Origin of the sequence: Neorhizobium sp. DAR64862/K0K3, from assembly GCF_050500185.1 — a bacterium.
Lineage (GTDB): Bacteria > Pseudomonadota > Alphaproteobacteria > Rhizobiales > Rhizobiaceae > Neorhizobium > Neorhizobium soli.
In genome coordinates, this window is the sequence record NZ_CP191449.1 from 594,266 (window position 1) to 619,010 (window position 24,745).

The window sequence follows — 24,745 nt, forward strand, 5'->3', positions numbered from 1 at the left end:
CCTTTCTTAGTCCGCATCAGCCGAAGCGACTTCGGTTTCTTCTGCTTCTGAAGATTCGCTGCCGCCGTAGATGACAGGGGCGAGATTTGCTTCAGCCAGCCAGAAGTCGCGTTTTGCGTTGACGGCGAGGATGGTGGATTCAATCTTCTCTCTGGTGTCCGAGATCAGCTCAAAGGTGCTGGTAATCATGCCGTTGTAGCTGCGCATCGATTGCTCTTCGATTGCGTTGCGCAGCGGCAGGACGCTGTTGCGGTAATGGCGGGCGATGTCGTAGTTCGATTTGTACGACACGTATGCCGACCGGGCTTCAGAACGGACGTTTACGGCTCGCTCCGCCAGCTGATTTGCCGCTCGCATGTAGGCAAGTTCACCCTTGCGAAGCCGCGCCTGGCCGGAGTCGAAGATCGGGATTGTGAATTCGAGCCCAGCTGTTTTGCTGATATCGGAGACGATGCGACCGTCTTCTCGTTCACGCTCTTTCTCCCAGGTCCCGACCAGCTCGATGTCGGTGACAATACGGGTGACATCCTCCAGCTTGTAGGACTGCGCCGTGGCCTGAAGTTCCAGGCGAGCCACCTGGAGGTCCATCCGTTTGCGAATGGCTTCCGCCTCGATGTCCTCACGCTTGATCAGTGCCTTTGGCAGGTTCGGCAAGCGGTTTGGAATCTGGAAGTCGATGTCGGAGCCTGAGAGACCCATCAACCGGACGAGTTCTTCTTTGGCCAGCTTTGCTTCAAGACGTGCTTTTGCGGTCTCTCCCGTCAGCTCGGCATAAAAGACATGCTCGCGGGCCTGATCTGCTTTCGGTAAGGACCCAGCTTCACCAATTTTCTTGGCAAGGTCAGATGCGGCGTCTGCCGCCACCTTAGCCTGGTTAAGGTAACCGACATTTTCCCAGGCGGAGACAGCCGTGATCCAGGCACGGCGAGTTTCTGAAGCCAGAGAAATAGTTTCCAGAGCTGCCGTTAGCTGGGCTTGGCGGAAGCGCGTTTCCGCGAGCTTGATGTTCTTGTCGTACGTCGCCAGTGCCAGGATGTTGGCAGCGATTGCTCCCTCGATAACGCGGTAAGCTTCGAGCCCCGGACTTCCGATCCCCGTTAAGCCGACAGAGAATGTTGGATAGACGGAGAGCTGGGTTTGCCAGACGTCTGCGGCACTTTCACCAAGCTCAGAATAAGCGGCCTGAAGGCCCTTATTATTGAGTAACGCTACTTGCACAGCGGTCTCGACGTCGATGGTCTTCTTTGCCATCAGCGTCTTCACCCGAGACCGCACAGCCTCGGCATGCTGTCTATTTTGGACCCATACCGTCTGTTTCCCGGTAGCCTCGTTGCTTCTGAGCGATGCATTGATGAAACCTGCATCCTTAGCAGAGTATTCTGTTGTGACGCAGCCTGCCGCGATCAGCGGGAGAACGACGGCTGAGATCATCTTGATATGACGCATTGTCATCATGATCATCCCTTCTTCGGAGCTTGGGCGTCGTTGAGACCACGCCAAGGCTTAGGATCGACGGGCATGCGATGCGTGTAGCCGCCGATAGGGCTCTGGTACCGAACGGGCCTGACGGACACGGTGTCAGGGTTGTCGGTCAAAGCCACGACTTCGGGCAGCGTGGAAGTGCATCCGCTGACGACAAGCGGCAGGGCAACCACCAGGAACAAACGTTTCATGGTAAAAATCCGAGAATAAGTTCGCGATTGTGCCGCCGCGCGTGGTTGCGCAGAGGCACAGCAAGCCCCGCCGTGCGGGTGCTAGTTCTCAGATATTAGGTGGGCGATGAAGGCTCGGTGCTTGGCCGACAGTTTCAGTGTCGTCAACGAATTCGCGGATCGAGACGACTGTCGGGTGGGACATCAAGGAACCCGGGCAGGTAATTGCGGCCACGCCACAATAATCCTGACAGCAAGAGGTTTTGGACTTTTCCGGTTTGCTATGGTCGTGCTGGTCGCCGTGATTCCCTGCGTCACTTACGGTGACGTGATCAGCACCATGATCAGACGAATGTTCATCCGACTGCGAGACTTTGACAGACGCATCTGGATGCATCGCGGCGTTGACGGCAGAAAAGCTGTATCCAGCCAGTGACAGAACCATCACCAGTCTTACCAGCAGTACCAACACTCTAGATGTGATTCGATACATCCCGCCCATGCCCAATAAGATCGCCAGTGCCTTCAAGGTTGTCAATCGTTGCCATCTTCCACCACGAATTCGCGTCCTTTGTGTGGCTTTGCCACAACGCTTCCTGGTTGTAGGTCAGCGGCCCGCTGCTCTGAGCACAGCGGACTCGACTTGTTCAACCGTTACAGCCGGACCCGACCTCTGTCGGAGCTTCGGCCAGAAGCCTTTGGCCCGTCGGAGCGGTAGGTTCTCTCATGCTCTGCCCAAGCAGTCGGTCCCACCATCAGGGAAAGGACCTTAACCAGGGCACCAGTGGCGGTTTTGATGCGTGTTCTCAGCATTTCGGTAAGCCTTGCTTGGACTTGCGGTCAGGTGCTATTGCGCGAGATCAGCGATTGCGGGACTTGCGGAGGTCTTCGGCAGGATCGATCACAGACACCGTGCCGTATTTGGTGTTGGTGCGCTTGACCAAACCGTTACCCAGAACCTCGAACGTTACTGCGTCGGACTTCGCGTTTGCTGTATCGCCGGGTTTACCGTGGCCCTGAACAATTTTGTCGACATCCGACGCTCGTGGGCTGATCGGACCGTTGGCGGACGCTGTGGAGGTGGCTGCAGCAAGGGCAACTAAAGCGATGGCGAGCTGAAACTTCATGATTTTCTTCCTCGAAATAGCTGCGGAGTTGCAGCATGAGGAAGGTAGATCGTGAGATTGTCAGCTACCTTTCCGGTACTTTACATTTTTGTAAACTTGGAAAGGGGCAAGTCGCCGCAACAAAGACAGAATCAATGCCTTTGGATTCCTTTTAGAAAATCATCTGGACGCGGCATGAAAATCCTTCTTATTGAAGACGACGAGAAGACTGGCACATACATATCAAAGGGAATGACGTCAGCGGGCCATGTAGTGGATTGGCTTCGGGACGGAAGAGACGGCCTAAGTGCTGGTTTCGACGCTTCTTATGATGTCGTGGTGGTTGATCGGATGATACCCGGGCTAGACGGGCTGACAATGGTGAAGAGCCTTCGTGCCGCCTCAATCCGTACGCCTGTCCTCTTCCTCACCGCGATGAGTGGGGTTGATGATCGCGTTGAAGGCTTGGAGGCCGGGGGTGATGACTATCTGGTCAAGCCATTCGCTTTCTCTGAGCTTACGGCGCGGATCAATGCGTTGGTAAGGCGACCACCGATTGCCACTGAGAAGACCAAACTGAGGGTTGGCGACCTTGAGATCGACCTCGTAAGGCGCAGTGCGGACCGAGCTGGAACTCCGCTCGATCTTCTGCCGCGCGAGTTTGCCCTCTTGGAACTTCTCATGCGGAACGAGGGCAGGGTGCTGACCAAGACAATGCTGTTGGAGAAAATCTGGAACTTCAACTTTGACCCCCAAAGCTCTGTGGTCGAAACCCATGTCAGCAGGTTGCGGGCAAAGATCGACAGACCCTTCGGTTTCCCCTTGCTACATACCGTCCGCAATACCGGTTATTCCCTACATGCGCGGAGGTAGCTTCTTCAAAAGCACAGCTGCTCGGCTGGCAATCATCTATATCTGCTTGTTCGTTGTTTCCTATCTCGGCGCAAACGTGATCGCCTACCAGATGGTGCTGGCATACCTGGACGGCCGCCTAAACGTCAACGTGATGGAGCGGTATCGGGAAATTGAAACTGCGTATCAGGCACGAGGGCTTCCTGGGGCAGTGGATATGATCAACAGTCATGGGCCCGCAACTCGGGGACAGGAGACAATCTACACGCTCAGGAACCCGGCAGGCAGTCTCATTGCTGGAAACACTTCGCTGGACGGCGTTCCTGACGGCTACTCCGTCCTGAAGCCGCAGGATCAACATGACAATGACACCAATTACAAACTCTTTCGGGGGCAGATCGGCGACAGCGTTCTGATCGTCGGTATCAGTTATGGCGATACCGATCAGCTGGCGCGTATAGTGCTCATGAGTTTCGGATGGACAACCGCCATCGTCTTCGCTGTCGGTTTGGGCGGTGCGGCGGTGCTGTCATACCGAACCCGGCGTCGAATTTCGGTCTTGTCAAAGACTGCCCATGCGATTGGGCATGGTGAACTGTCTAAGCGACTGCCGGTCTCAGCAAGGATGGATGAGATCGATGTGCTGTCCACGCAAGTGAACGTGGCGCTGACGCGGTTGGAGACGAGTGTCTCTGCTTTGAAACAAGTGACCATTGATATCGCCCATGATCTCAAGACGCCTATCGGTCGAACATTCTTAATGCTCGATGATGCGCTACAATCTGCAGACCTTGAGCAGATGCAAAACGCGGTCAGTACCGCTTTAGTGGAACTGGGCGACATCGCGAAAACGTTTGACGCGCTTCTGCGGATCGCGCAGATCGAGTCGCGTAGCCGACTGGCTCATTTCGCCGCCGTCGATCTGAGCGTTGTCGCCAAGGACATCTGCGAAACGTATGAAGCGATTGTGCAGGATGACGGCTATCAATTGTGCTGGCACGAAGAGCCAGCTGATACAAAAATCGAGGGTGATCCAGATTTATTGCGTCAGCTTTTGGCAAACCTCTTGTCGAACGCCATGCGTCACACACCAAAAGGCTCACGCATTGACGTTTCTGTGATCCGGCAGCGCGACAGTATCATTTTGTCGGTTCAGGACAATGGTCCCGGAATACCGGAGCAGGAGAGTTCGCGGGTTTTCGACAGGTTCTATCGTCTAGAGAAAAGCAGGACCACGGCAGGCTCAGGGTTGGGTCTGAGTCTGGCCAAAGCAATATGCGATCTTCACGATGCGAAAATCCAGCTTCTCGAAAATCATCCTGGGCTCAAGGTAATCATGACCTTTGAGCCTCACGTTAACTGACCTCTTCACGGGTTGCCAAAGCGGCCGAAGTCGAAGGATGCGGTAGCGGCAACCGGTTTTGACGAACCTTCTGCGGGGTATCCGGTCGTATAGGTTGAACTGAACGTGGTGGTGGCGGGTCTGCTGCCCGCGCTGGGCGCGACAAAGGCAGACGCTACCTCGCTATGTGTAAGAACAGGTGCATTCACCGCCTTGGGTGTATCGAACCTCTTGGTCGCGCTCGGGGCCGCCAAGGTAGTAACCGCCGCTGCCACGGTAGAGCGAGGGTTCGCAGACGGAATAGGGATGCTGCCAGTTTGGTCAGGAGCGTCCGTAACACGTCCTTCCTGAACAGCTACGGTTGCGGAGGAGATGGATGCTAAAGCCTGATGTGATGCTGTCGTCGAAGACGGAACAAAAGCCGTCAGCGTGGGGCTTGCCATCGGACGAGTAGTGGGGACTGGAGCCTTAAATCCTGGATTTTGCTCCACCAATACTACCGCCTGTGGTGCATCCGCTTGCTTACCGTTCCCGGTTCGCTGCGCAGGAGAAGAGGTTTCACTCTCAGCGACGTCTTCTTCCTCCTCCACCTTGTCGCCCCCAAACAAAGCTGCAAGGAGGTTGCCCCTGCGCGGAGCGGCGTTCTGCTTGCCAACGGCTGCAAGTTTTACGCTGAGACTTGCTCCCCGGCGTTTATATTCCCCCACGGCAATTTCGTATCCTGGAAGAGGCTTTCCGTCAGCTGGAATGTGCAGCGTTTTCCCGGTCGGAAACAATTGCACTAGCTCTTGACGGTTCATTCGGGGCCATGCACGAACGCCGCCGACATCCACATGCACGAAGGGTGATCCAGACGTGGGATAGTAGCCTACGCCGCCGCCCTGCAACTGCATGGCAAGGCCACGCAATGTTGCGAGCTTCACCCCCGGGATGAAGAAGTCTATCGCTTTGCCGCGCGTGTGCTGACTTTCCTTTGCAACACCGGAAGACCGAGTCCGAAGCATCGAGTTGGTGTCTGGCGAGCGGTAACCAGAGACGACGTTGATGTATTCTGTCGCACCACTTCGCCTGTAAATCTCCCAGACGATATCGAACAGGCGCGGGTCCATCTTTGTGGACTCGTCGCGACGCCAGTCGCGCAGAAAGCGATTAAGCTGATTCAGCCCGTTCTGTTCGAAGACACCATTTCGTTTGAAGGTGATGACCGCCCGCTCACCTGTATGGCAAAAATAAAGCTTCAGACTGCGCTCCTCAGCGGAAGCTTGAGCTGCAGCGCCAACCGTCACGAGCAAAAGTGCGCTGAAACTTAGCGCAAAAGGAATGGCTCTCAGCCAAGTCCGAACAAGCATCATCGCGACCCTGTGGCCGATGTTCTTCAGGATGATCATTTTCAAGCTAATTATGCTCCTGCTGTCTGCCGCACAGCTCAAGAGAATCGTCGTGCGGGAGCATGTCATAAATATCACACACGTCCACTATCACATTTCATAATAAAGAAATGGTTAAGGTGTGCCTCAACTGCACCAGAAGCGCCTAGCGACCCGTATCCCAAATCAGCACCTTGATGCGGTTAAGAGACCGGCTTTCAGCCGGTTGATGCCGCAGTGGAACCTTCAATGATCTGTGGTGTTCCCACTCCAAAGGGAGAAGCAACGATGACCTATATGCACCGTTTCAGGACCGTCATCGGAGTTTTTGCATCAGTTCTGGTGCTGGTAAACATGATCGCGATGTTACCAGCGAGCGCATCAGCATCGCGGCCGTGTGTTGCCGTTGTTGGGTTCAACGCTGGTCATCAAAAGCAATCTGACGCTCCTGCCGGTTGTTGCAGCGATATGCATTGCTGCCTGATGCTGCCGTACCAGCCTGACCCGATGGTGCCGGTGGCCGTCAAGTTTAAGGCACTATCATTAAAGAGCGCAGAGCAAGCGCTCCTTCTCGTGCGTCCGATTGATCCTCCTCCACGCGTTCTTGCTGCGTGAAGAGGTATCGGTTCAACACATCACGAATAAGGATTTTAGCAATGAAGACGCTTCTCAAGATTTCGCTTGCAGCTTTCGCAATCTCTTCTGCCACAGCAGCCCTGTCTAGCACTGCATCCGCTCAGATGGCTTACCCCGACAAATGTAAATCAGAGATGCCGATGTCTGGCGATATGGCCATGCAAGGGCACAACATGCCGATGGGAGAAATGACCGACTATCAAAAAGAATCGATGGAAGGCATGAAGTCGATGGGCATGAACATGATGCAGGGAATGATGAAAAAAGACGCTGACGTGTCCTTCGTCTGTGGAATGATTGCTCACCACATGGGAGCAATCAGCATGGCTGAGGTCGAGTTGAAGTATGGTGACAACGCCGAGGCCAAGGCCGCAGCACAAAAGGTCATTGATGATCAGTCGAAGGAGATCAAGGAACTTACTGCTTGGGTCGAAAAGGAGGCCAAGTGATGCATCACCTGTCGTCGGAGATGAAGGCATGCATCGATAACTGCCTGGCATGCTATAGCGAGTGCCTTTCGATGGCTATGGGCCACTGCCTGGAAATGGGCGGGCAACACACTGAGCCGAAGCACTTCAAACTGATGATGGCTTGTGCGGAAATGTGCAGAACTTCAGCGCATTTCATGCTGATCGGCTCCGAACATCACAAGCACACCTGCCGTGAATGCGCAGAGATATGCCGTCAGTGTGCGGACGACTGCGAACGCGTGGGCGATATGCAAGGTTGTGTCGACGCTTGCCGCAGATGCACGGACAGCTGTGAAAAGATGGCAGCTTGACCTTGGGGCGGGGGCGGTGGATTTCGCCGCCCCTACTTTGCACCTAGATCACTAGGGCGGCCTCTAGGTCGCCCATCTCGGACCAGTCTAGGCAACCTGGTGGCAATGGGGCGTCATGATCGATCAAAGCATTGAGAAGCTTCGACACGACCGTCCGACGGTTCTCATCTGTCCGGAGGGTGCGCACGGCCGTGTACGGCTTCTCTCCCGTTAGAGCCGTGTCGAAAAAAGCCGCTTCGAAATGGACCTTGGAGGCGACCAACCGTACCGATTTGTCTGCAAGCTGCTTTTCCACGGCCGCGAGAATGTTCTTGTTCGTCGTCCAAGCGGGGTTCGCAATGGGCTCCTTGAATCCAGTTTTCGGGTTCTTACGCATCGTCGTCGGCACGTCTGTGTCATGCAAGATTGAATACCTCGCGCCGAATTGATTGAGAATCTTGGCTAGCGAAGCTATCGTGGCCTTTCCTCGCGCTCGGATAACGTGAACGTCGGAATAGGACTTGTCCCCATCCATGATCATGCGGAAGGCGGAATACTCTGTGTCGCCCTCAACGAGGACCACACGGCCGCCAAAGAAGAACTCTGCGACATACGGGTCGTACATGTTGAGGAGCTTCAGGTTATCCCGGTCTTCCTTGCCAAGCTTCGCGTTCTCAGGCCTATACAATGTTGTGCCGATGATCTCCCCCTTTTCCTTTCGCTCGACCCGGACGATAGACGTGTTATCGCGCGAGAGATCAATGAAGACTGGTGAGTGCGTCGTAATCATCACCTGCCAACCATCCTTGGAGGCTAGATCATAAAGTACCTTGCATGCGTCACGAACAGCACTGGGGTGCAGGCATAGTTCCGGTTCGTCGATGAGCAGGACGTTGGCACGCTTTTGATCCGCAGCGCTATCCTTTAGAAGCTTGATGGCTGCCCAGAGCATGGTCCTCCGGGCACCGCTTCCTTGCGACTCCAGGTCTGACATGTGGCCGTCCTTGTGACCCATAGTCAGCCTACCACCGTCTGGAAATAGTTTAAGGGATGCGTCCGAAGCATCAGTCGTCTGGACGTACCGAACCGCATGGTCCATGAAAATGGACGAAACTATCTCGTTCAACATTTTCTCGGCCTGATCGATCTTTTCCTTATTATCTTCGAGCGCGAGTTTCTGAAATTCAGTTACATCGGCCAGAAGCTTCTCATATAGGTTCACCCCTTCTTTCGTCAGGAGCCTTGCCGATCCAATGATAGCTTTGCTTAGGAGATCGTGTATCTGCTTCGCCTGGGCTTCAGGAGGATCGAACGCTCTCACGGGGTGGACGGCAGGGCGACGCGCGTTAGCGACATTTGCATAACCCCAAGGCTTTTTGTCATCCCAAGCCTGTAGATCAACGTTCCAGCCGTACCGGGTCCCTTTACCCACTCCAATCCAGCCCCACTTTTCCTTGACATACTTCCGACCGCCCGCGACGACGGGTTTGCCCTCTAGGTCACCGATCCATTGCTTCCCTGGATTGCCATGCACGACTTCAGTGACAAGTTCGATCTCTGTCGGTTTGTCAGGATCGATCTGGCCGTTCGGGAAGTCCTCCTGCTTCAGGTTGCCCGGCTTCGCGCCTTCGCTGACCGCAATTTCATAAGCTCGAAGGATCGAGCTTTTTCCGGAATTGTTAGGTCCAACGAGCACAACAATATCGTCAAGATCGACTTTGACCGGATTGTTCCCGATGCACCGGAAGTTTCGCACGGAAAGCGAGCGAAGCTTCCCTCGTTCGAGTTCTGCTTGAACTTCTGCCATTTTGATCCCCTCCCGTGATTCCCTTCGGAATGATACCTGCTCAAAGGCCCGGAAGACACCGAGACACGACAGGAGAGCCATTCGAAGGATGGCGATGACGGTGACCGATGCCGCGATCAGCAGCCATGTTCGGTTATGGTCATAGATTGATGCTCCTGAGCCTAAGGGAATTGCCGATCACGCTCACAGAGGACAAAGCCATGGCTGCGGCGGCAATGATCGGCGAAAGCAGGATACCGAACGTAGGATAAAGCAGACCGGCGGCAACTGGGATGCCTGCAGCGTTGTATATGAACGCGAAGAATAGGTTTTGCCGGATGTTGGCCATTGTCGCCCGACTCAGCTGACGCGCTCGCACAATGCCCTGTAGGTCGCCCTTGAGCAGGGTGACGCCTGCACTTTCGATAGCGACGTCAGTCCCTGTGCCCATGGCAATACCGACGTCGGCGGCGGCAAGGGCAGGGGCGTCGTTAACGCCGTCCCCGGCCATGGCGACGATCTTGCCTTCGCTCCTGAGCCTCGATACGATCTTGCTCTTGTCTTCAGGTAGAACCTCGGCTTCCACCTCTGAAATTCCGAGCCTCCGTGCAACCGCGTGGGCTGTCGTTTTGTTGTCGCCGGTCAGCATGACGACCCTGATGCCTTCCGAAACGAGCGCCTTCACGGCCTCGGGTGTCGTTGCTTTAACTGGGTCGGCGATGGCAAATAGCCCTGCTAGTTGACCATCAGATGCCATGAAGATGACCGTTGCCCCTTCGTTGCGCATGTCCTCAGCCTTGGCAGTCATCGCGGATACGTCGACGTGGCTTTCTTCCATAATCCGATGGCTCCCCAGGATCAGCGTCTTGCCGTTGACGGTTCCGGTCACGCCCTTGCCCACCGGGCTGTCGAAATCCTGGACGTCACCGAGTTGAATGTCCCGTTCGGCAGCGGCATTGACAATGGCGAGCGCAAGAGGATGCTCGCTCGCACGCTCAATTGATGCCGCCGCCTGCAACAGCTCAGACTCCGACAGGCCTTCCGTCGGTACTATGGCGGTGACCTTTGGTCGACCTTCAGTAAGGGTGCCGGTCTTGTCGACGACCAACGTGTCGACTTTTTCGAAGCGCTCCAAGGCCTCAGCATTTTTGATCAGGACCCCCAGCTTCGCACCTCGGCCGACGCCGACCATAATGGACATCGGTGTTGCTAGTCCGAGGGCGCAAGGGCAGGCGATAATCAGAACGGCGACTGCAGCAACCAGCCCATGTGCGAATTTCGGTTCCGGACCGATGAAAAACCATATGAAAAAGGACAGGATAGCGGCGGCGATTACTACGGGCACGAACCACCCGGAAACCTCGTCAGCCAACCGCTGTATCGGTGCGCGGGAGCGTTGGGCTTCAGCTACCATTTTCACGATCTGAGAAAGCATCGTGTCCTTGCCGACCTTGCCCGCCTCCATGATGAAACCGCCCGTCTGGTTCATCGTGCCGCCGATTAGCCTTGAACCGACTTCCTTGGTCACGGGCATGGATTCGCCGGTAATCATTGACTCATCGACGGAGCTACGGCCCTCCAACAACGAACCGTCGACTGGGACCTTTTCACCAGGGCGAACGCGCAGCCGGTTTCCGACGCTAACGTCGTCGAGAGTGACGTCCTCGTCGGTACCATCATCCTTTACCCGTCGTGCTGTCTTGGGTGCGAGATCAAGGAGGGCGCGTATTGCGCCACCCGTCTGCTCTCGTGCTCGGAGTTCCAGGACTTGGCCGAGGAGCACGAGAACAGTGATCACGGCGGCAGCCTCGAAATAGACAGCTACCGCACCCTCTCCGGTTCGGAACGTTTCAGGAAAAGTGCCAGGTGTGAGCGTCGCGACCACGCTGTATATCCACGCAACGCCCGTGCCCATTGCGATGAGCGTGAACATGTTCAGGTGACGGTTGACGAGGGACTGCCACGCGCGTTCGAAGAACGGCCAGCCAGCCCAAAGTACAACGGGCGTTGCAAGCACCATTTGAACCCAATTCGAAGTTTGTGGCCCAATGATCATATGGAGGTTGGTCAGGTGCCCGCCCATCTCCAGGGCGAGAACGGGGAGCGAAAGTACGAGACCAATCCAGAAGCGGCGGGTCATATCGACGAATTCAGCGCTCGGTCCGTCTACAACGACAGGCGTTTCGGGCTCCAGGGTCATCCCACATATCGGGCAGTTGCCTGGGCCGATTTGTCGAACCTGTGGATGCATGGGGCACGTATAGACAACACCCTCTCCGGTAACCGGCGCTACCCCTATCGAAGCTGCGGCATCGCTACGGTGATGGTGATCACCATGATCATGATTATGTTGATGATGAGAGTGCCCGTGGTTCTCGTTGGTCATGTAATCCTCCTCGAATCCCGCCACTGTAGGTGATGGAGTCACTCATTTCCGCATCCTGGTGCAGCTCATTCTTCTCAAATGTTGCAAGTACATCATCGTCTGCCTTTGATGAGAGATGCCGCATGCAGGTCTATCGCCCTTGATGTCCGTCAACTTGCAAAAGGCGTGTCAATCTGTGCGCCCTACAACAGTGGGAAGGTCAAGCGTTATGTTTTGTAACTGAACGATATAAAAGCTGGTATGCACGTTCATTTAGAACCGTTCGGTGTTAAAGCCGAACGTGACTTCACGGGTCCAACATTGGACAAGATTTGCCCGCGATTTGGAGATAGGAACAGCCATTGTTCTGTTGAGCATGGCCAGACAGATGATCACTGCCGTACCTGCCACGCGGAAAAGCTTCACAGGAACGGAAGCGTACCCAAAACTGCTTGATCTCGCAGTCGATGACATTCTTGAACGATGCAGCAGAGTAATGGACTGGTGAACCACCTAAAAGCCCAACCTGGAGCCCCACTTCCCCACCGGCAAATAGCCTTTCGGCTAAGATTCTTCGGGGCCATTATAGCGTTTACTGGCCCGTTCATGTTCATGTCTGTCGCGGCGGGGCTCGACGAAACTGTGGCTATTCGCCAGCGGGAGATGAAGGAGATCGCGGCAGCTACCAAGATCATTGCTGACGTGTTCAAATTTCCAGAAAAATATTCCTCTCAGGACTTCAAGCAGGCGGCCAGAGCAATTAGTAATCGTGCCGGTCAACGGCTCGTCGAAAATTTCGACATGGTCACGACAGCCGACGGTTCGAAGGCTACTGAAGCGATAGGTGGGGCTCGTGACCGCTTCGATGATCTCGCGCAAGACCTGAAGACCTACGCGGACAGACTGGCGACGGCAGCTGACGAGCATCCAGACAAGATGACCGAAGATATGCGGATGACCGACAAGGAGCCAATGGGCGGAGGGCCACTGGGGACCCGAATGAGGAGTGAGGCATCTGTTTCCTCGATGTCAGCAGAGCCCTCGTTTCACCTGATGTTGCAGACCTGTACAGCCTGTCATTCCCGTTTTCGCCGGAGTAACTGAAGTCGAACGCATCGACTGCTGATGCTGCCCTGACCGCCATCGCCGCCGCCGGGACATCCGCCACAGGAGCAACTTGTTTTGCTGCTCAGTATCTCGCCGACCTCACTTCCAGTGATCGCAGCGTGTGAGCCGAGACCGCTGCGCACATCCGCCTGCTCACCTTGAAGCGATAGAGCACACCATTATGAAAATTATTGCGTCTTCGACAGCACCCAGTCTCGAAGACGGAGAAATGTTCTCTCGACGCAAAACCACAGGATGGCTGCGACTATGAAGCTTGTCGTCCAATATGCAATAAAGCCGAAGGTGCCTTGCAAATGCTGCTCCCCAATAACCAGGCGCAGGACATGGAACACCGACTTATGGGTAAGGTATAGGCTGTACGAAAGGGTGGCGATCAAAGCTGTTCCGGGCGGGGTCCAGCGGCTTAAGGACCGCTCTAAATCCAGCATCGCGCAAAACAATAGGGCGATCCCGCCAGAGATGAGCGGGAACCCAGCTACTGTCCCAAGGTGGGCCTGAAACACCGGAAAGACACCTGCACCTCCTAAAGGCCCACGGCTCGTGAAGCAAAGCAGCGCTGCGATCACTAGAGCCAGTCCCAAAGGAAGAGTCGCTTTGGGCGCTAGGTATCTTCGGCAGACTTCTGGTTTGAAGAAACGAGCCGCCGCCAGCACCACTCCAAACAACAGCCCATCCAAACGCGTGTAGGTCGGGTAATAAAGTTCACGAAGGTATGTCGCAAAAGCCGGACGGAACTGTCCTTCGCTCACCAGTCCACCGATCTGAGCGTCCCAGATCACGTAACGCAGCACGATCCCGACCACTGTCAGCATTGTCGCAAGAGTGAGGACCCAACTCGTGCGGACCCGCCGGTAAAGGAGAAGGATCAACAACGGCAAGAGGAGATAGAACTGTTCTTCAACAGCAAGCGTCCATGCCTGGGAAAAGGCGTTGCCTTCTCTCGGGTCGAAGCCGAGGTTTACAGTGAAGGTGGCAAACTTCGAAATGGGCTGCATAGTCGGCGCGTCACGCAGGATCGGAAAGGCGGCGTATAGCGCGAGGACGACAAAGAAAGCAGGGAATATTCGGAAGGCTCGGCGGAGGTAGAACGCCCTGAAATCGACAGTCCCCGTTCGCGTGATTTCTTTGAACAGTTGTGTGCCGATCAGGTACCCGCTGAGCACGAAAAAGACGTCGACACCGAGCCACGCATATTCGCGGATCGACACGAGCGCGTTTGGCGTTGCATTTAGCGGTAGATGAACCAGCATGACGAGTAAAATCGCCATCGAGCGCAGAATGTCAGGACCCGATTGGCGCTCGCTCGCTGTGCCAACGGCTGCTCTTCCGCCCAAAGCGATTGTACTACCTTGCGTGCTGTCGGTGCTGGCAAATACCGTCATTGGGCCACATCCCGTGATTTTCGTGAACAGGTGCCGTCAAGTTACCGATCAAGCTGTTCGAGGGAAGTCGCTAAACAAAAAGTCGCCAAAAAGCGTAAATTAAATGTAAAAGTAGAACTATCTTGTGCACCGCATGAAGCTGTTGATGCCGCATTCGCTAGCGGTGAACTACCCTCACCCGAATTCGAATCCACGTCCCGTCGAGTGCACCTTGGGACATGGACGTCTGGCGGTGATAAATGATTGGTCGGTCTAATTGGGATGTCAATCGTCGGGCCCGTCGCTTGAACTAATCCTGGAGCCGTAGGTGCGTTGACTGTTAACTGGCAGCCTCCAATTCAGCCAAGCAATTCTGACAACGCCAGGTTGCCTGTTGAGTGAGACTCAGCTTACTCTCCATCGACGATGGTAGGGGAGAGCTAAATGTCCGGTGGTGGTCCAAGTTCAGAGCGTGAGCCCTTTAGGCCGGTGCCGACGAAAGTGCCTCCTACCTCGACTGGGGATGGGGGTGGCGGCGGTGGAGGCGGCTCGCTTGGCGAATGCGCCTTTACCGAAATCACCATTCTCAGCTCCCCTGATCCAGCAGTCGTTGCTGGTCTGTCGGTCGGAGATGTCCTAGCCGTGGTGATGGAAACGCAACCGGTTCCCAGGCTCATTGTGATGACCGGAGGCCACCGTATAGCGGGCTCCATTACGTCGGCGAAGCTTCTCGACATGATGGAGTGTATCCGACGGGGTTACAACTACGCTGCCACGGTTAGAGATATCGCTGGAGGCAGGGTAACGGTCGAGATTCATCCCGCATGATTTCAGTTGATGTCGTCGGAGGTGTTTACACCGAGAGATGCGCTTTCCCGTACTGGGATGAGCTACTAGGTTCCGCAGGACGAGCAGCGCTGGCTCTCAGTGAGAAGGGCGTTGCCCTGCGGCTCCACACACTGCTTGCGCCTAAGGAAAGGAGGTTGGCAGACGCGATCTTCATTCCAAGGGGAATTGAAGTATCGGCTGGAGATCGTGATGCGCCGATCAGCTTCGACTATGTGCATTGCCTGTCGGTACCCATTATCACACCGAGGCGCAGCGACGGCACAATTAGTGGCGTGATCGCCGGAGACATCCTCATCAAGTTCGGCATGCTAGAGACCGATCCCTGCGTCCAAGCAAATTGGTGCGTTTACGATCCTCAGTCCGCGTTCTCGCCAAGGTTTTTCACCGCCTCGGGTTCGACGGCGTCTCATTTGGCCGTCATCACAAACAAATCTGAAATCTTGAAGATGACGTCGTTGCGAGACGTTGATGACGCGGTCCAGCAGGTCTTCCAAACCGACAAGGCAGACCTGGTCGTCGTTAAGGACGGTCTCAATGGCGCGACGGTCTACGCTTCAGGGACGAGACACGCGATTCCAGCCTTCAAGACCAACAGTGTCTTTACAATTGGCTCTGGAGACGTATTCGTCGCCGCCTTTACATTGGCTTGGGCAGTTCAACGCCGTTCACCACAAGAGGCAGCGACTTACGCCTCCCTGGCAACCGCCGAATACGTCGAATCCAGAAATCTGCCGATACCTTCGCCGGAGGCCATTCATAATAAGCATCGTGAACCAGTGAAACTGGCCGGTGGCAACATCTACCTGGCTGGCCCTTTCCGAGAGGTTGGTCAGCGAATGCTGATCGATGACGCGTTGGAACACCTTTCGGCGCTGAAGATGATGGTCTTCAGTCCGATCCACGATATTGGCCCAGGAGAGGCAGAGGTGGTGGTTGAAAAGGACCTCGACGCCATCCGCCAGTGCGATGCGGTTTTCGCGATCTTGAACGGGAGCAGTCCAGGCACAGTCTTTGAGGTGGGTTTTGCAAGAGCGCTCGACAAGCCAGTCTTCTGCGTCGCCCAGAACCTGCGGCATGGCGACTTGAAACTGCCTCGCGGATCGGGCGCTTACATGCACGACGACTACGTCAGTGTGCTTTTCCAAATTGCGTGGCGATCAACATGAAGCGAGCGTTACTCCTCTCCGGTGGAATGGACTCAACGTCAATCGCATTTTGGCGACCGCCCGATCTGGCGATAACCATCGACTATGGTCAGCGGCCTGCGGCCGGTGAGCTTCGCGCGGCCTCCGCCATTTGCCAGGCCGTGGGTATCTCCCATGAAGTCATCTCATGTGACCTGTCTCAGCTCGGCAGTGGCGATTTGGCTGGTTCAGAGCCGAACGCCAATGCTCCTGCCAGCGAGTGGTGGCCGTACAGGAACCAGATGCTCGTCACCTTAGCAGCGATGGTATGCGCCAAGCATGGAATGGAATGCTTGGAGATCGGAGCCCTTCGCACAGACGGCTTTCACGTCGATGGACGCGTTGAGTTCATTGAGACCTTGAGCAGCTTGCTTGCAATGCAGGAAGGAAGCATCAGGCTTTCAGCGCCAGCCGTTCACCTTTCTGCAGAAGAGTTGGTCGTCGAGTCGAAGATACCGATGGAATTGCTCGCCTGGTCGCACTCCTGCCATGTCAGCGACTACGCCTGCGGTACATGCCGTGGATGCGAGAAACATTATCGTACGATGAAGGCTCTTGGCCATGAGCCATGGTGATCCAAGGCCGAAGGCGAGCGAGCAGCTCGAAGCCCGTCCATGGCCATTCACCTCCCTTAGGATGGTGGAGTTTGTGCACCAGCAGCCGTGGCAGAGCGACACCAAATTCGGCGATGTTCTGACAGGTAGGCGCTCATCGCGAGCGATTACAGCCGCTGCCACTGCCGCCGTCGCTTCCATTGTTCGCGAGACCCTTTCGAAAAGGTTCATAGCTGGCGAGCGAGCCCGGAAAGTGGTCCTGTCAGCCGGGGCTCTTCACCCGCTGCGTTGTGTGTTCTTTCGCTCGGTTTCGGATGTCATGGTCTATGACGATGAAAATAACCTGTTCATGCATGTCGCTGCTTTTGATGAAGAGGCGCTGAGGGAGCTTATCAGTGATTGCCGGGCGGTGCTGCCGGACTGCGACGGTCATTGGTTGCTGCTGATTGCGGACCGTGGCAAGACGGCTAATGCCTACGACAACCCCGAGTCCCTACTATGGCGAGATGCGGGGGCAGTGCTCCAGGCGATGGCATTGATCTGTGAGGCAGCAGGTCTTGCCTTCTGCCCGCTAGGCCTTCTCGGGCAGCAAGGCGTTGATGCGCTGCTGCAGGATCAATCGAACTTCTTGGCAGTTGGGGTTGCTGCTGTTGGTAGGAAGGGCTGAGATTAGATGGCGAGAGCCAGCTGTGCCGACTGGTAGCTCTTCTGCTTTACAGGTGCGGTCAAGCCAGATGTTGGACCCGCTCGTCTCATATAGTCCCAGATCAAAGCGTCTAGAACGCTGGCCTTCACGGCAATGGCACGGCAGAGGTCGAGGAAGCTGGCTTCCAGCTTCAGGTAGTCCCTTGTAGGCTCCGAGTTTTGCGGGAACAGTCCCATCATTTGCCCGGCGCGATGCAGGTGGATATCGATGATCGCAACAGAGTCGGAGCATCGGTGGTTTCGGACGATCCACGAAGCTGTCTTCGGGCCGATACCCGGCAACGCCATCAAAGCCTCTCGAAGCTCCAGGTCAGAGCAGTCAGTAGGTATGTCCTTAAGCGCAGCCAGACAGAGTGACAGGTACCGTGCCTTCTGCGAATGGAAGCGATAGCGTCTACTCTTGCCGCCAATGCAGAACGGTTCAGCCAGCTGCTCCTGCAACACGATTTCCGATATTCCCGGCTTTAGAAGGTCTTGAGCACGAAGCCGGTCGAACGCAAGCAATCCCATTTCCGCCGGGATGCCGTATCCTCCAAGGAGGCAGACTGCGACCTCTTCTGCGAGGTTTCGTCCCAGCTGATGGCTCGTGTACTGGTTCTTGCGGACATGAAGTTCGGTCTGGCACTTCCAGAATGCCGCCGTGTAAAATTGGTCGACGGCACCCCATGGAACACCTGCTACAACCTCCTGCCCAGCTGAAGGTATAGCCAGCTCCTCAAACTTGTCGCCTGCATTAATCCAAACAATTTGCATATCGGCCATCGCGTTGTGGGGGCATCAAGCGGTTTGCGGCGACATGGTCGAGTCATATCGTTCCTGCCGATGCTGTTTTCCCAGATATCAACAGGGAACATCGTAGGCTTGCGCGAAACAATCCAATCCAAACGCGCCTACATTCTCGACGGCATGTGCTCCTGTCGATTTATCGAGCATGCACCCCGAACTTTGCGTCAACCGACGGCAGACCATCATCGGGTGCGTTGGCGATGTCATCGATGATCGGGCATTCTGGACGGTCATCGCCGTGGCAATTGCTTGCCAAGTGCTTGAGCGTCTTCGACATCGCCTGAATTGCAGCAGCCTTTCGCTCCAGCTCTGCCACATGCTCCAGCGCGATGGTCTTGACGTCCGCGCTGCTTCGAGACTTGTCGCGCCACAGGGTCAGTAGCGTCTTCATCTGCTCGACTGAGAAACCAAGGTCACGCGCCCGGCGGATGAATTTCAGGGTGTGAATGTCGTTCTCGCTGTAGGTCCGGTAGCTCGACTCGGTACGGTGAGCGGGACTAATCAGCTTGATCTGCTCGTAATAGCGGATCATCTTCGCTGAGACCCCGCTTGCCTTTGCAGCTTCTCCGATATTCATGATTTCTCTCCGATGATTGCTCTCCGGATGGACAGCCGATGACCGTTACGGGTTCACTGAGCGAAGGCGCAGGGCGTTGCCAAGTACGAAGACGCTGGACATAGCCATGGCTGCTGCCGCGAAGATCGGCGACATCAACGTGCCGTTCACCGGGTAGAGAGCCCCGGCGGCCACGGGAATCAGGCTGACATTGTAGGCGAAGGCCCAGAACAGGTTCTGTTTGATGTTCTTGATGGTAGCCTTGCTGAGGGCGATTGCCTTCGGCACCCCGTTCAAGTCGCCAGACATCAATACGACATCGGCACTCTCGATTGCAATGTCAGTACCGGTTCCGACTGCCAATCCAACGTCGGCCTCCGTCAGGGCAGGAGCATCGTTGATGCCGTCTCCAATGAAGGCCACTTTCCGCCCGCCGTTACGAAGACGTTTCACCGCCTCAACTTTTCCTTCGGGCAGAACCTCCGCCACGACTTCATCGATGCCAAGTTTGCGAGCGATGGCCTCCGCTGTACGTCTGTTGTCACCAGTGATCATGGCGACCTTCAGCCCAAGTGCATGCAGGGCCTGGATCGCTGCGGGCGTCGTTTCCTTGACCGGATCGGAAACTGCGATAACGGCAGCAAGCTTCCCATCAATTGCGGCGTAAAGCGGCGACTTTCCCTGATCACCCAGAGCAGATGCCTCAGCTCTCACCTTGGCCAGATCGATCCCAGCCTTCTGCAGAGATCGGTCCGCGCCGACGAGAACTTTGCGCCCATCGACTGTGCCTTCGATCCCAAAGCCCGGAGAAGCTGAGAACCCCGTCACCTGCTGGAGATCAAGCCCGTCGGCTTTCGCCGCTGCCACTATCGCTTCAGCAATTGGATGTTCTGACAGAGCTTCTACGCTGGCAACCAGACGAAGGACCTCGGCTGCAGAAAAGCCAACTTGCACGATGAAGTCTGTCAGCTCTGGCCTGCCTTTGGTCAGTGTCCCCGTCTTGTCGAGAGCAACTACGTCGGCTTCGCGAAGGCTCTGCAGAGCTTCACCTTTTCGGAAGAGGATGCCTAGTTCTGCTGCGCGGCCGGTGCCAACCATGATTGAAGTTGGTGTGGCCAAGCCCATCGCACACGGGCAAGCGATGATTAGGACCGCTACAGCGTTCACAAGCGCGTAGCTGACGGCGGGTGAGGGGCCGAATACGTACCACGCTGCGAACGTCACCACAGCAGCAAGTATGACAGCTGGTACGAACCACGCCGTGACCTTGTCGACCAGCGCCTGGATCGGGAGCTTTGACCCTTGTGCGGCTTCAACCATCTTGATGATCTGCGAAAGCAGGGTGTCTCCACCGACTTTTGTTGCCTTGAAGGAGAACGAGCCGGTCTTGTTGATTGTACCGCCAACGACTTCGCTGTCGGCACCCTTTTCAACTGGAACCGGTTCGCCCGTGATCATAGACTCATCAACGAAGGAGCGGCCTTCTACAACAATGCCGTCGACAGGCACCTTCTCACCAGGGCGGATGCGGACCACGTCTCCGACCACAACTTCCGCAATTTCAGTTTCGACGAACTCGCCATTGCGCGACACGAACGCCGTCTTCGCCTGCAGACCAATAAGACGCTTGATCGCCTGGCTGGTTTGCCCCTTCGCCCGCGCTTCAAGGAAACGACCAAGCAAGATGAGCGTGACGATCACGGCCGCAGCTTCGTAGTAGACATTGGCGGTGCCCGCTGGCAGGAGGCTTGGTGCAAATGTCGCGATGACTGAATATAGCCAAGCTGCCGTTGTACCCAAGACGACCAAGGAATTCATGTCTGGTGTCCACTTCAAGAGGTTTTGAACACCTTTCCGGAAGAACCTGAGGCCTGGGCCAAAAAGGACAATGCTCGCTAGCATGAACTGGAGGTAGAGATTGTTCTGCATCCCGATGGTGTTCATGATCAGATCATGGACACCTGGAATGAAATGCGACCCCATTTCGAGCAGGAATAGCGGCAGGGTCAGGATCGCGGAGAAGATCAGAAGCGTCTTGATCTTTGCCGCCTCCGCCGCGCGTTGGTCTCCTGCCTCTTCGGCGGAATGCACCTGCTGTAAAGGGCGAACTGCGTAGCCTGCCTTCTCGACGGCGGCTGCAAGCGCCGACATATCAACGGCACCAGCCGGGGAGCGAACGGTGGCTCGTTCCGTAGCAAGATTGACCGAGGCATCAATGACGCCTGGCACTGCCTTTATCGCCTTCTCGACCCGCCCGACACAGGACGCACACGTCATTCCTTCGACGCCGAACTCTTGGATCACCACTTTCGGTTCATAGCCCGCCCGTTCGATGGCTTTTAAAACGGCAGGTGCGTCCGGGGTGCCAATAAACTGAACCGTTGCTCGCTCGGTTGCGAGATTTACGTGGGCAGATGCTACTCCTGGTACGGCAGCGATGGCTTTTTCAACGCGCAGAACGCAAGATGCGCAAGTCATCCCTTCGATGCCAAAGTCGGTCGCAACCGGCGGAGAGGAGGCAGCCGTGATTTTCGATATCGCAGTCATCGCGGGATTCCTTTTCCTCAACTGCACAGATAGGTAGACCTTCCCAACATGGTAAGGTCAAGGGAATTGCGAGAAGTTTTTCAACGAGGATTGAAAAAGTGGTCGATGAAGAGGAATTGCCCAGGTCTCCGCTCGAACGGGCTTTGATGATGGAGCAGTTGCTGACAGCCAGCGCAACGGGAAGCGCTGCCGACACCAGTATCTACGAGTATCTCCGTCAGGAATTTATGCAGTCGGATGAACTGAAGAACCTTTTACCTTCGTTCGTGCGCACCAGCCGTACGCTCGATACCTTCTGGCCGTTCATAAAGAGAACAGCGGCGTCCTATGCTGAACGCCGAGAGTTTATCAGCCAGCAGTTCATGCCGCTTATCGAGCATCTGGAAGGCCGCAACCGGCATCCGGGGGACAACGTCACGTCCGACGCTCTCGTTAGTTTTGACGCCGATGGCGTCCACGCGGTTTGGAACAAGGCGCTCGCCAGGCGGCAGAGCGACCCTGAGGGTGCGATCACTATCGCTCGAACGCTCCTGGAGACGGTGTGTAAGCGGGTTCTGGATGAACTGCAGGTAACATATACCGACAAGGAGGACCTTCCGCTGCTTTACCGGATGGCGGCCAAGGAACTGAACCTAGCACCCGATCAACACACGGAGGAGCCAATCAAACAGATTTTGGGCGGCGCGATGACCTTGGTGAATGGCATCGGGACGCTACGGAACCGCCTGAGCGACGCGCATGGAAGAGGGGGAGCCCTGCCGGTTCGACCGTCACCTCGCCACGCCAGCCTGGCTGTAAACACCGCAGGGGCTGTTGCGACGTTTCTCGTCGAAACACTGGCGACAAAGAAAGGATGATGCCGTTGGTGATCCTGTCTCCAGATCGTGGCCAGCACGCGATCACGGGCGTTCGCAACGTGACTCCACCATTTTCGGATTTTCCGGCCGCGCGGCATTCGACCATTGGCCGCGTGTCATTAGGGAGGCCGCGCCGACACTGTTTAAGCATTAACTCTGTCGGTTGAACGTGCTTCAACTCTTCTTTCGTAGGTTTCATTAGAACGAACAGCTGGATGCCGCGACATGAACCGGATAATCAAAGTCAGACTAGCGGTGGTAACCGGTTCAGCCGTGTTTGTCGGCGCGGCGGCAGGAGCAGCGTTGTATCTCGCGCCGCATCTCATTCCCGGCAACTCGGCAGAAACAGCGGCGGCGATGCAGTGCAGCACCGTGAAAACTATAAGGAGCAACGACAAGGATGGAACTCATGTTCGCACCTTTCTGGCGGTTGGTCCGATGGACGAAGCGGCAAGAATGAGGACCGCCTTGCGCGTCGCGAAGGCACTACACGAAGCCGAAAAACCCCATCTGATCCAGGTTGCTGTTCTGGACGAGGCCGGACCAACCACACTAGCGGAAATGAGAGGACCGGTTATCGGGGCAAGGCTGACCTTCATCGCCAAAGCCACCAATGACGCGGAAATCAAAGCTGGCCCTTTTTCGGGCTACGCTATCCAAGGAAGTGCTGGTTCTGACGGCAGGTTCTATGGTGCCCGGCAAGACTTCAACCTGGCAGACTTCGCGTCTATGACCAGCGGCCTTGGCGAACTGTCTGATTGCAAACCTGACCCGACGGAGCCGGTTGTCCAAAACAAGGCTGCCGCCCCGCCGCAAGCGGACGAAGTTGCCGTCGCAGAACCTGCTCTTGCTGCGCCAGCACATTAAGGGAGCCACTTTGCTGGGTTCGAAACTGCACGACGTCATGGCAATCGTGCACAGTAAGGGGCCGGGAACTTTTACCCATGACGTCTGTAATTTAAACGCGTTTGGCAGAGACCCGTACAGGTTCAGGATGCGCGGCTTAGTTCTCGACCACTACAACAGCGACGACGCTCACAAGTACCTGATCCGAGCCCTTGGGATATCGGGGCAAGGTCACAGTGATTGCATTGTCCCGCCCGTCTATTCTGGCTGAGAAGCGCTTGTAGATCGAGTCATCACTTTGCTCCTCGCCAGCTGGCTCAGCGCCGGTTTGCTCAATGATCTGCTTTTCCACTGACGGGCCATCAACGCTCGAAACGGCTGTAGTACACCCCTCAACAACGTTTTCCGCTACCTTGACCTTGAAGGTCACCAGCGCCTCAAACGGATGGTCTTCACGACCTTCCAGAAGCCAACCCTCTATGGATGATGGATCACGCACCGGGGTAAATGCCATGGCCATGTCAGCGGCCAACGGCGTCCACTGCTTTGACTTAGAAGCAGCCAGTACCTGATCGTAATGCGGTCCTGTTGCCAAGCAGAGGGTCAGAAAGGCTTCCAGAGCGGGAGGCTTGTCCTCAGCCATGACCGGGTAAGCAGCGAGAAGAAAGAGAGTAAGGTACGCTGGTACTTGCATTTCACTCTTGTCCGCGTGAAATCGGCCTTGTTTGTGGCTTCGTTCGATGAAGCACGGGCAGCAGAACTCGTCGACCCCGAAGTACAACGAGCTGCGACCAGTCGCAGCTCGTTGAGAAGCATCACTTGGCGAGTGAGGGGGAATACCCAGCCTCGGAAATCGATGCCCCAATCACTTCCGGAGTAAGCGTAGTCTCGACTGAGACGGTTTTACTCGCCAGATCAATCCTCGCGGATGCATTGGGATCGGCTGCCTTTATGGCCTTCTCGACCGTGCTCACGCAGTGGCCACAGGTCATGTCGGGGATTTCGAACTTCATCATCGGGCGTCTCCAGGTAGTTGACTTCCCATATCTGGTGCTTCCAACGGTGGGAAGGTCAAGACTGCATGGCGGGTATTTCGCGCAACTTGCGCAACCATTCATGCAGACGTGACTTCACAGCGTTCTGGATGTGTGTCAGGCTTCCCTTATGGTCGCTATTCACGCGCTACGGCGCTTCTGTCTTATGCTTAGTGTTCTAGGGCTTGTATTTGCCCCGGCCAGCATTGGTACGGCCATGGCATCAATGACATTGTCGGCCGCGTCTGAAATCAATATAGCGATGGGCGACGAAATGCCCTGCTGTCCTGACGAGCAGCCAGTAAAAACGCCTGATTGCAGCAAGGCATGTCCTTTGGCGTTGATCTGCTCAACCAACTTGCTTTGCAACTTCGGCACCACTTTAAGCTGGGCTGTTCCTGCCGAAGGGAGCAGCTCAATCTTCTTCATACCTGAGGAAGGCCAGCTACGTTCCGCTATGACCGAACCTCCT

General features: G+C 55.8%; 25 protein-coding genes. 11 read left to right on the forward strand and 14 right to left on the reverse strand.

What is annotated here, in order from left to right; all coding sequences use genetic code 11:
- Positions 1-6 precede the first annotated feature (6 nt).
- From ACQY1L_RS02980 to ACQY1L_RS02995, 4 genes are all read right to left on the reverse strand, one after another.
- Positions 7-1,452, reverse strand: coding sequence for a TolC family protein (locus ACQY1L_RS02980; protein ID WP_430243795.1), 1,446 nt, complete (start codon positions 1,450-1,452; stop codon positions 7-9).
- 5 nt (positions 1,453-1,457) lie between these two features.
- Positions 1,458-1,673: a hypothetical protein gene (locus ACQY1L_RS02985; RefSeq protein WP_325262893.1), complete on the reverse strand. Its 216-nt coding sequence runs from the start codon at positions 1,671-1,673 to the stop codon at positions 1,458-1,460.
- 88 nt (positions 1,674-1,761) lie between these two features.
- Complete coding sequence (locus ACQY1L_RS02990) at positions 1,762-2,190, reverse strand: hypothetical protein (protein WP_325262891.1); 429 nt, start codon at positions 2,188-2,190, stop codon at positions 1,762-1,764.
- 322 nt (positions 2,191-2,512) lie between these two features.
- Positions 2,513-2,779 carry a hypothetical protein gene (locus ACQY1L_RS02995; protein ID WP_325262889.1) on the reverse strand — a complete coding sequence of 89 codons (267 nt, stop codon included), beginning with the start codon at positions 2,777-2,779 and terminating at the stop codon, positions 2,513-2,515.
- A gap of 174 nt (positions 2,780-2,953) precedes the next feature.
- Between ACQY1L_RS02995 and ACQY1L_RS03000 the strand changes: the two genes are divergently transcribed.
- Positions 2,954-3,631: a response regulator transcription factor gene (locus tag ACQY1L_RS03000; RefSeq protein WP_325262887.1), complete on the forward strand. Its 678-nt coding sequence runs from the start codon at positions 2,954-2,956 to the stop codon at positions 3,629-3,631.
- A complete protein-coding gene (locus ACQY1L_RS03005) occupies positions 3,618-4,973 on the forward strand; it encodes a HAMP domain-containing sensor histidine kinase (protein WP_325262885.1) in 1,356 nt (451 codons plus the stop codon). The genes ACQY1L_RS03000 and ACQY1L_RS03005 overlap by 14 nt, the downstream gene beginning before the upstream one ends.
- Before the next feature lie 5 nt (positions 4,974-4,978).
- Here the strand turns inward: ACQY1L_RS03005 and ACQY1L_RS03010 are convergent, their stop codons facing one another.
- Positions 4,979-6,340, reverse strand: coding sequence for a DUF882 domain-containing protein (locus ACQY1L_RS03010; protein ID WP_430243797.1), 1,362 nt, complete (start codon positions 6,338-6,340; stop codon positions 4,979-4,981).
- Between the two features lie 267 nt (positions 6,341-6,607).
- Here ACQY1L_RS03010 and ACQY1L_RS03015 point away from each other — a divergent pair, with 267 nt between their 5' ends.
- Genes ACQY1L_RS03015 through ACQY1L_RS03025 form a run of 3 tightly spaced genes read left to right on the forward strand, consistent with a single transcriptional unit; the run spans position 6,608 to position 7,736 of the window.
- Positions 6,608-6,934 carry a hypothetical protein gene (locus ACQY1L_RS03015; protein WP_325262884.1) on the forward strand — a complete coding sequence of 109 codons (327 nt, stop codon included), beginning with the start codon at positions 6,608-6,610 and terminating at the stop codon, positions 6,932-6,934.
- A 41-nt stretch (positions 6,935-6,975) separates the two neighbouring features.
- A complete protein-coding gene (locus ACQY1L_RS03020) occupies positions 6,976-7,404 on the forward strand; it encodes a DUF305 domain-containing protein (protein ID WP_325262882.1) in 429 nt (142 codons plus the stop codon).
- A complete protein-coding gene (locus ACQY1L_RS03025) occupies positions 7,404-7,736 on the forward strand; it encodes a four-helix bundle copper-binding protein (protein ID WP_430242631.1) in 333 nt (110 codons plus the stop codon). The genes ACQY1L_RS03020 and ACQY1L_RS03025 overlap by 1 nt, the downstream gene beginning before the upstream one ends.
- 43 nt (positions 7,737-7,779) lie before the next feature.
- Here the strand turns inward: ACQY1L_RS03025 and ACQY1L_RS03030 are convergent, their stop codons facing one another.
- Together ACQY1L_RS03030 and ACQY1L_RS03035 are read right to left on the reverse strand one after the other, a co-directional pair.
- On the reverse strand, positions 7,780-9,522 hold the full coding sequence (locus tag ACQY1L_RS03030) for an ATP-dependent nuclease (RefSeq protein WP_430242633.1): 1,743 nt from the start codon (positions 9,520-9,522) through the stop codon (positions 7,780-7,782).
- A gap of 139 nt (positions 9,523-9,661) precedes the next feature.
- A complete protein-coding gene (locus ACQY1L_RS03035; RefSeq protein ID WP_430261952.1) occupies positions 9,662-11,887 on the reverse strand; it encodes a copper-transporting P-type ATPase in 2,226 nt (741 codons plus the stop codon).
- 585 nt (positions 11,888-12,472) lie between these two features.
- Between ACQY1L_RS03035 and ACQY1L_RS03040 the strand changes: the two genes are divergently transcribed.
- Positions 12,473-12,970, forward strand: coding sequence for a cytochrome c (locus ACQY1L_RS03040; protein ID WP_430242637.1), 498 nt, complete (start codon positions 12,473-12,475; stop codon positions 12,968-12,970).
- Between the two features lie 191 nt (positions 12,971-13,161).
- On the opposite strand, the gene ACQY1L_RS03045 is transcribed toward ACQY1L_RS03040, so the two are convergent.
- Entirely contained in the window at positions 13,162-14,376 is a 1,215-nt protein-coding gene (locus tag ACQY1L_RS03045; RefSeq protein ID WP_430242639.1) for an acyltransferase family protein, read from the reverse strand.
- A gap of 962 nt (positions 14,377-15,338) precedes the next feature.
- Between ACQY1L_RS03045 and ACQY1L_RS03050 the strand changes: the two genes are divergently transcribed.
- The 3 genes from ACQY1L_RS03050 to ACQY1L_RS03060 are packed head-to-tail and all read left to right on the forward strand — an operon-like array spanning position 15,339 to position 17,609.
- Positions 15,339-16,370: a PfkB family carbohydrate kinase gene (locus ACQY1L_RS03050; protein ID WP_430242642.1), complete on the forward strand. Its 1,032-nt coding sequence runs from the start codon at positions 15,339-15,341 to the stop codon at positions 16,368-16,370.
- Positions 16,367-16,963 carry a 7-cyano-7-deazaguanine synthase gene (locus ACQY1L_RS03055; protein ID WP_325262869.1) on the forward strand — a complete coding sequence of 199 codons (597 nt, stop codon included), beginning with the start codon at positions 16,367-16,369 and terminating at the stop codon, positions 16,961-16,963. The genes ACQY1L_RS03050 and ACQY1L_RS03055 overlap by 4 nt, the downstream gene beginning before the upstream one ends.
- Complete coding sequence (locus tag ACQY1L_RS03060; protein WP_325262867.1) at positions 16,950-17,609, forward strand: hypothetical protein; 660 nt, start codon at positions 16,950-16,952, stop codon at positions 17,607-17,609. Before ACQY1L_RS03055 ends, ACQY1L_RS03060 begins: the two co-directional genes overlap by 14 nt.
- A gap of 2 nt (positions 17,610-17,611) precedes the next feature.
- Here the strand turns inward: ACQY1L_RS03060 and ACQY1L_RS03065 are convergent, their stop codons facing one another.
- From ACQY1L_RS03065 to ACQY1L_RS03075, 3 genes are all read right to left on the reverse strand, one after another.
- Positions 17,612-18,409 (reverse strand): hypothetical protein, encoded by a 798-nt coding sequence (locus ACQY1L_RS03065; RefSeq protein WP_430242645.1) that lies wholly within the window; start codon positions 18,407-18,409, stop codon positions 17,612-17,614.
- Positions 18,410-18,569: 160 nt separating this feature from the next.
- Positions 18,570-19,010, reverse strand: a complete 441-nt coding sequence (gene cueR, locus ACQY1L_RS03070) for a Cu(I)-responsive transcriptional regulator (RefSeq protein ID WP_430242648.1) — start codon at positions 19,008-19,010, stop codon at positions 18,570-18,572.
- Between the two features lie 45 nt (positions 19,011-19,055).
- Complete coding sequence (locus ACQY1L_RS03075) at positions 19,056-21,536, reverse strand: heavy metal translocating P-type ATPase (protein ID WP_430242651.1); 2,481 nt, start codon at positions 21,534-21,536, stop codon at positions 19,056-19,058.
- 98 nt (positions 21,537-21,634) lie between these two features.
- Between ACQY1L_RS03075 and ACQY1L_RS03080 the strand changes: the two genes are divergently transcribed.
- Positions 21,635-22,393 (forward strand): abortive infection family protein, encoded by a 759-nt coding sequence (locus tag ACQY1L_RS03080; RefSeq protein ID WP_430242653.1) that lies wholly within the window; start codon positions 21,635-21,637, stop codon positions 22,391-22,393.
- 225 nt (positions 22,394-22,618) lie between these two features.
- Positions 22,619-23,260, forward strand: a complete 642-nt coding sequence (locus ACQY1L_RS03085; RefSeq protein ID WP_430242656.1) for a hypothetical protein — start codon at positions 22,619-22,621, stop codon at positions 23,258-23,260.
- 136 nt (positions 23,261-23,396) lie between these two features.
- Here ACQY1L_RS03085 and ACQY1L_RS03090 read toward each other — a convergent pair whose 3' ends face one another.
- From ACQY1L_RS03090 to ACQY1L_RS03100, 3 genes are all read right to left on the reverse strand, one after another.
- The gene (locus ACQY1L_RS03090) at positions 23,397-23,933 is read right to left on the reverse strand and encodes a hypothetical protein (protein ID WP_430242659.1); all 537 of its coding nucleotides are present in this window, start codon (positions 23,931-23,933) and stop codon (positions 23,397-23,399) included.
- 121 nt (positions 23,934-24,054) lie between these two features.
- Positions 24,055-24,255 carry a heavy-metal-associated domain-containing protein gene (locus tag ACQY1L_RS03095; RefSeq protein ID WP_430242662.1) on the reverse strand — a complete coding sequence of 67 codons (201 nt, stop codon included), beginning with the start codon at positions 24,253-24,255 and terminating at the stop codon, positions 24,055-24,057.
- A gap of 159 nt (positions 24,256-24,414) precedes the next feature.
- Positions 24,415-24,702 (reverse strand): hypothetical protein, encoded by a 288-nt coding sequence (locus tag ACQY1L_RS03100; RefSeq protein ID WP_430242665.1) that lies wholly within the window; start codon positions 24,700-24,702, stop codon positions 24,415-24,417.
- Positions 24,703-24,745 lie beyond the last annotated feature (43 nt).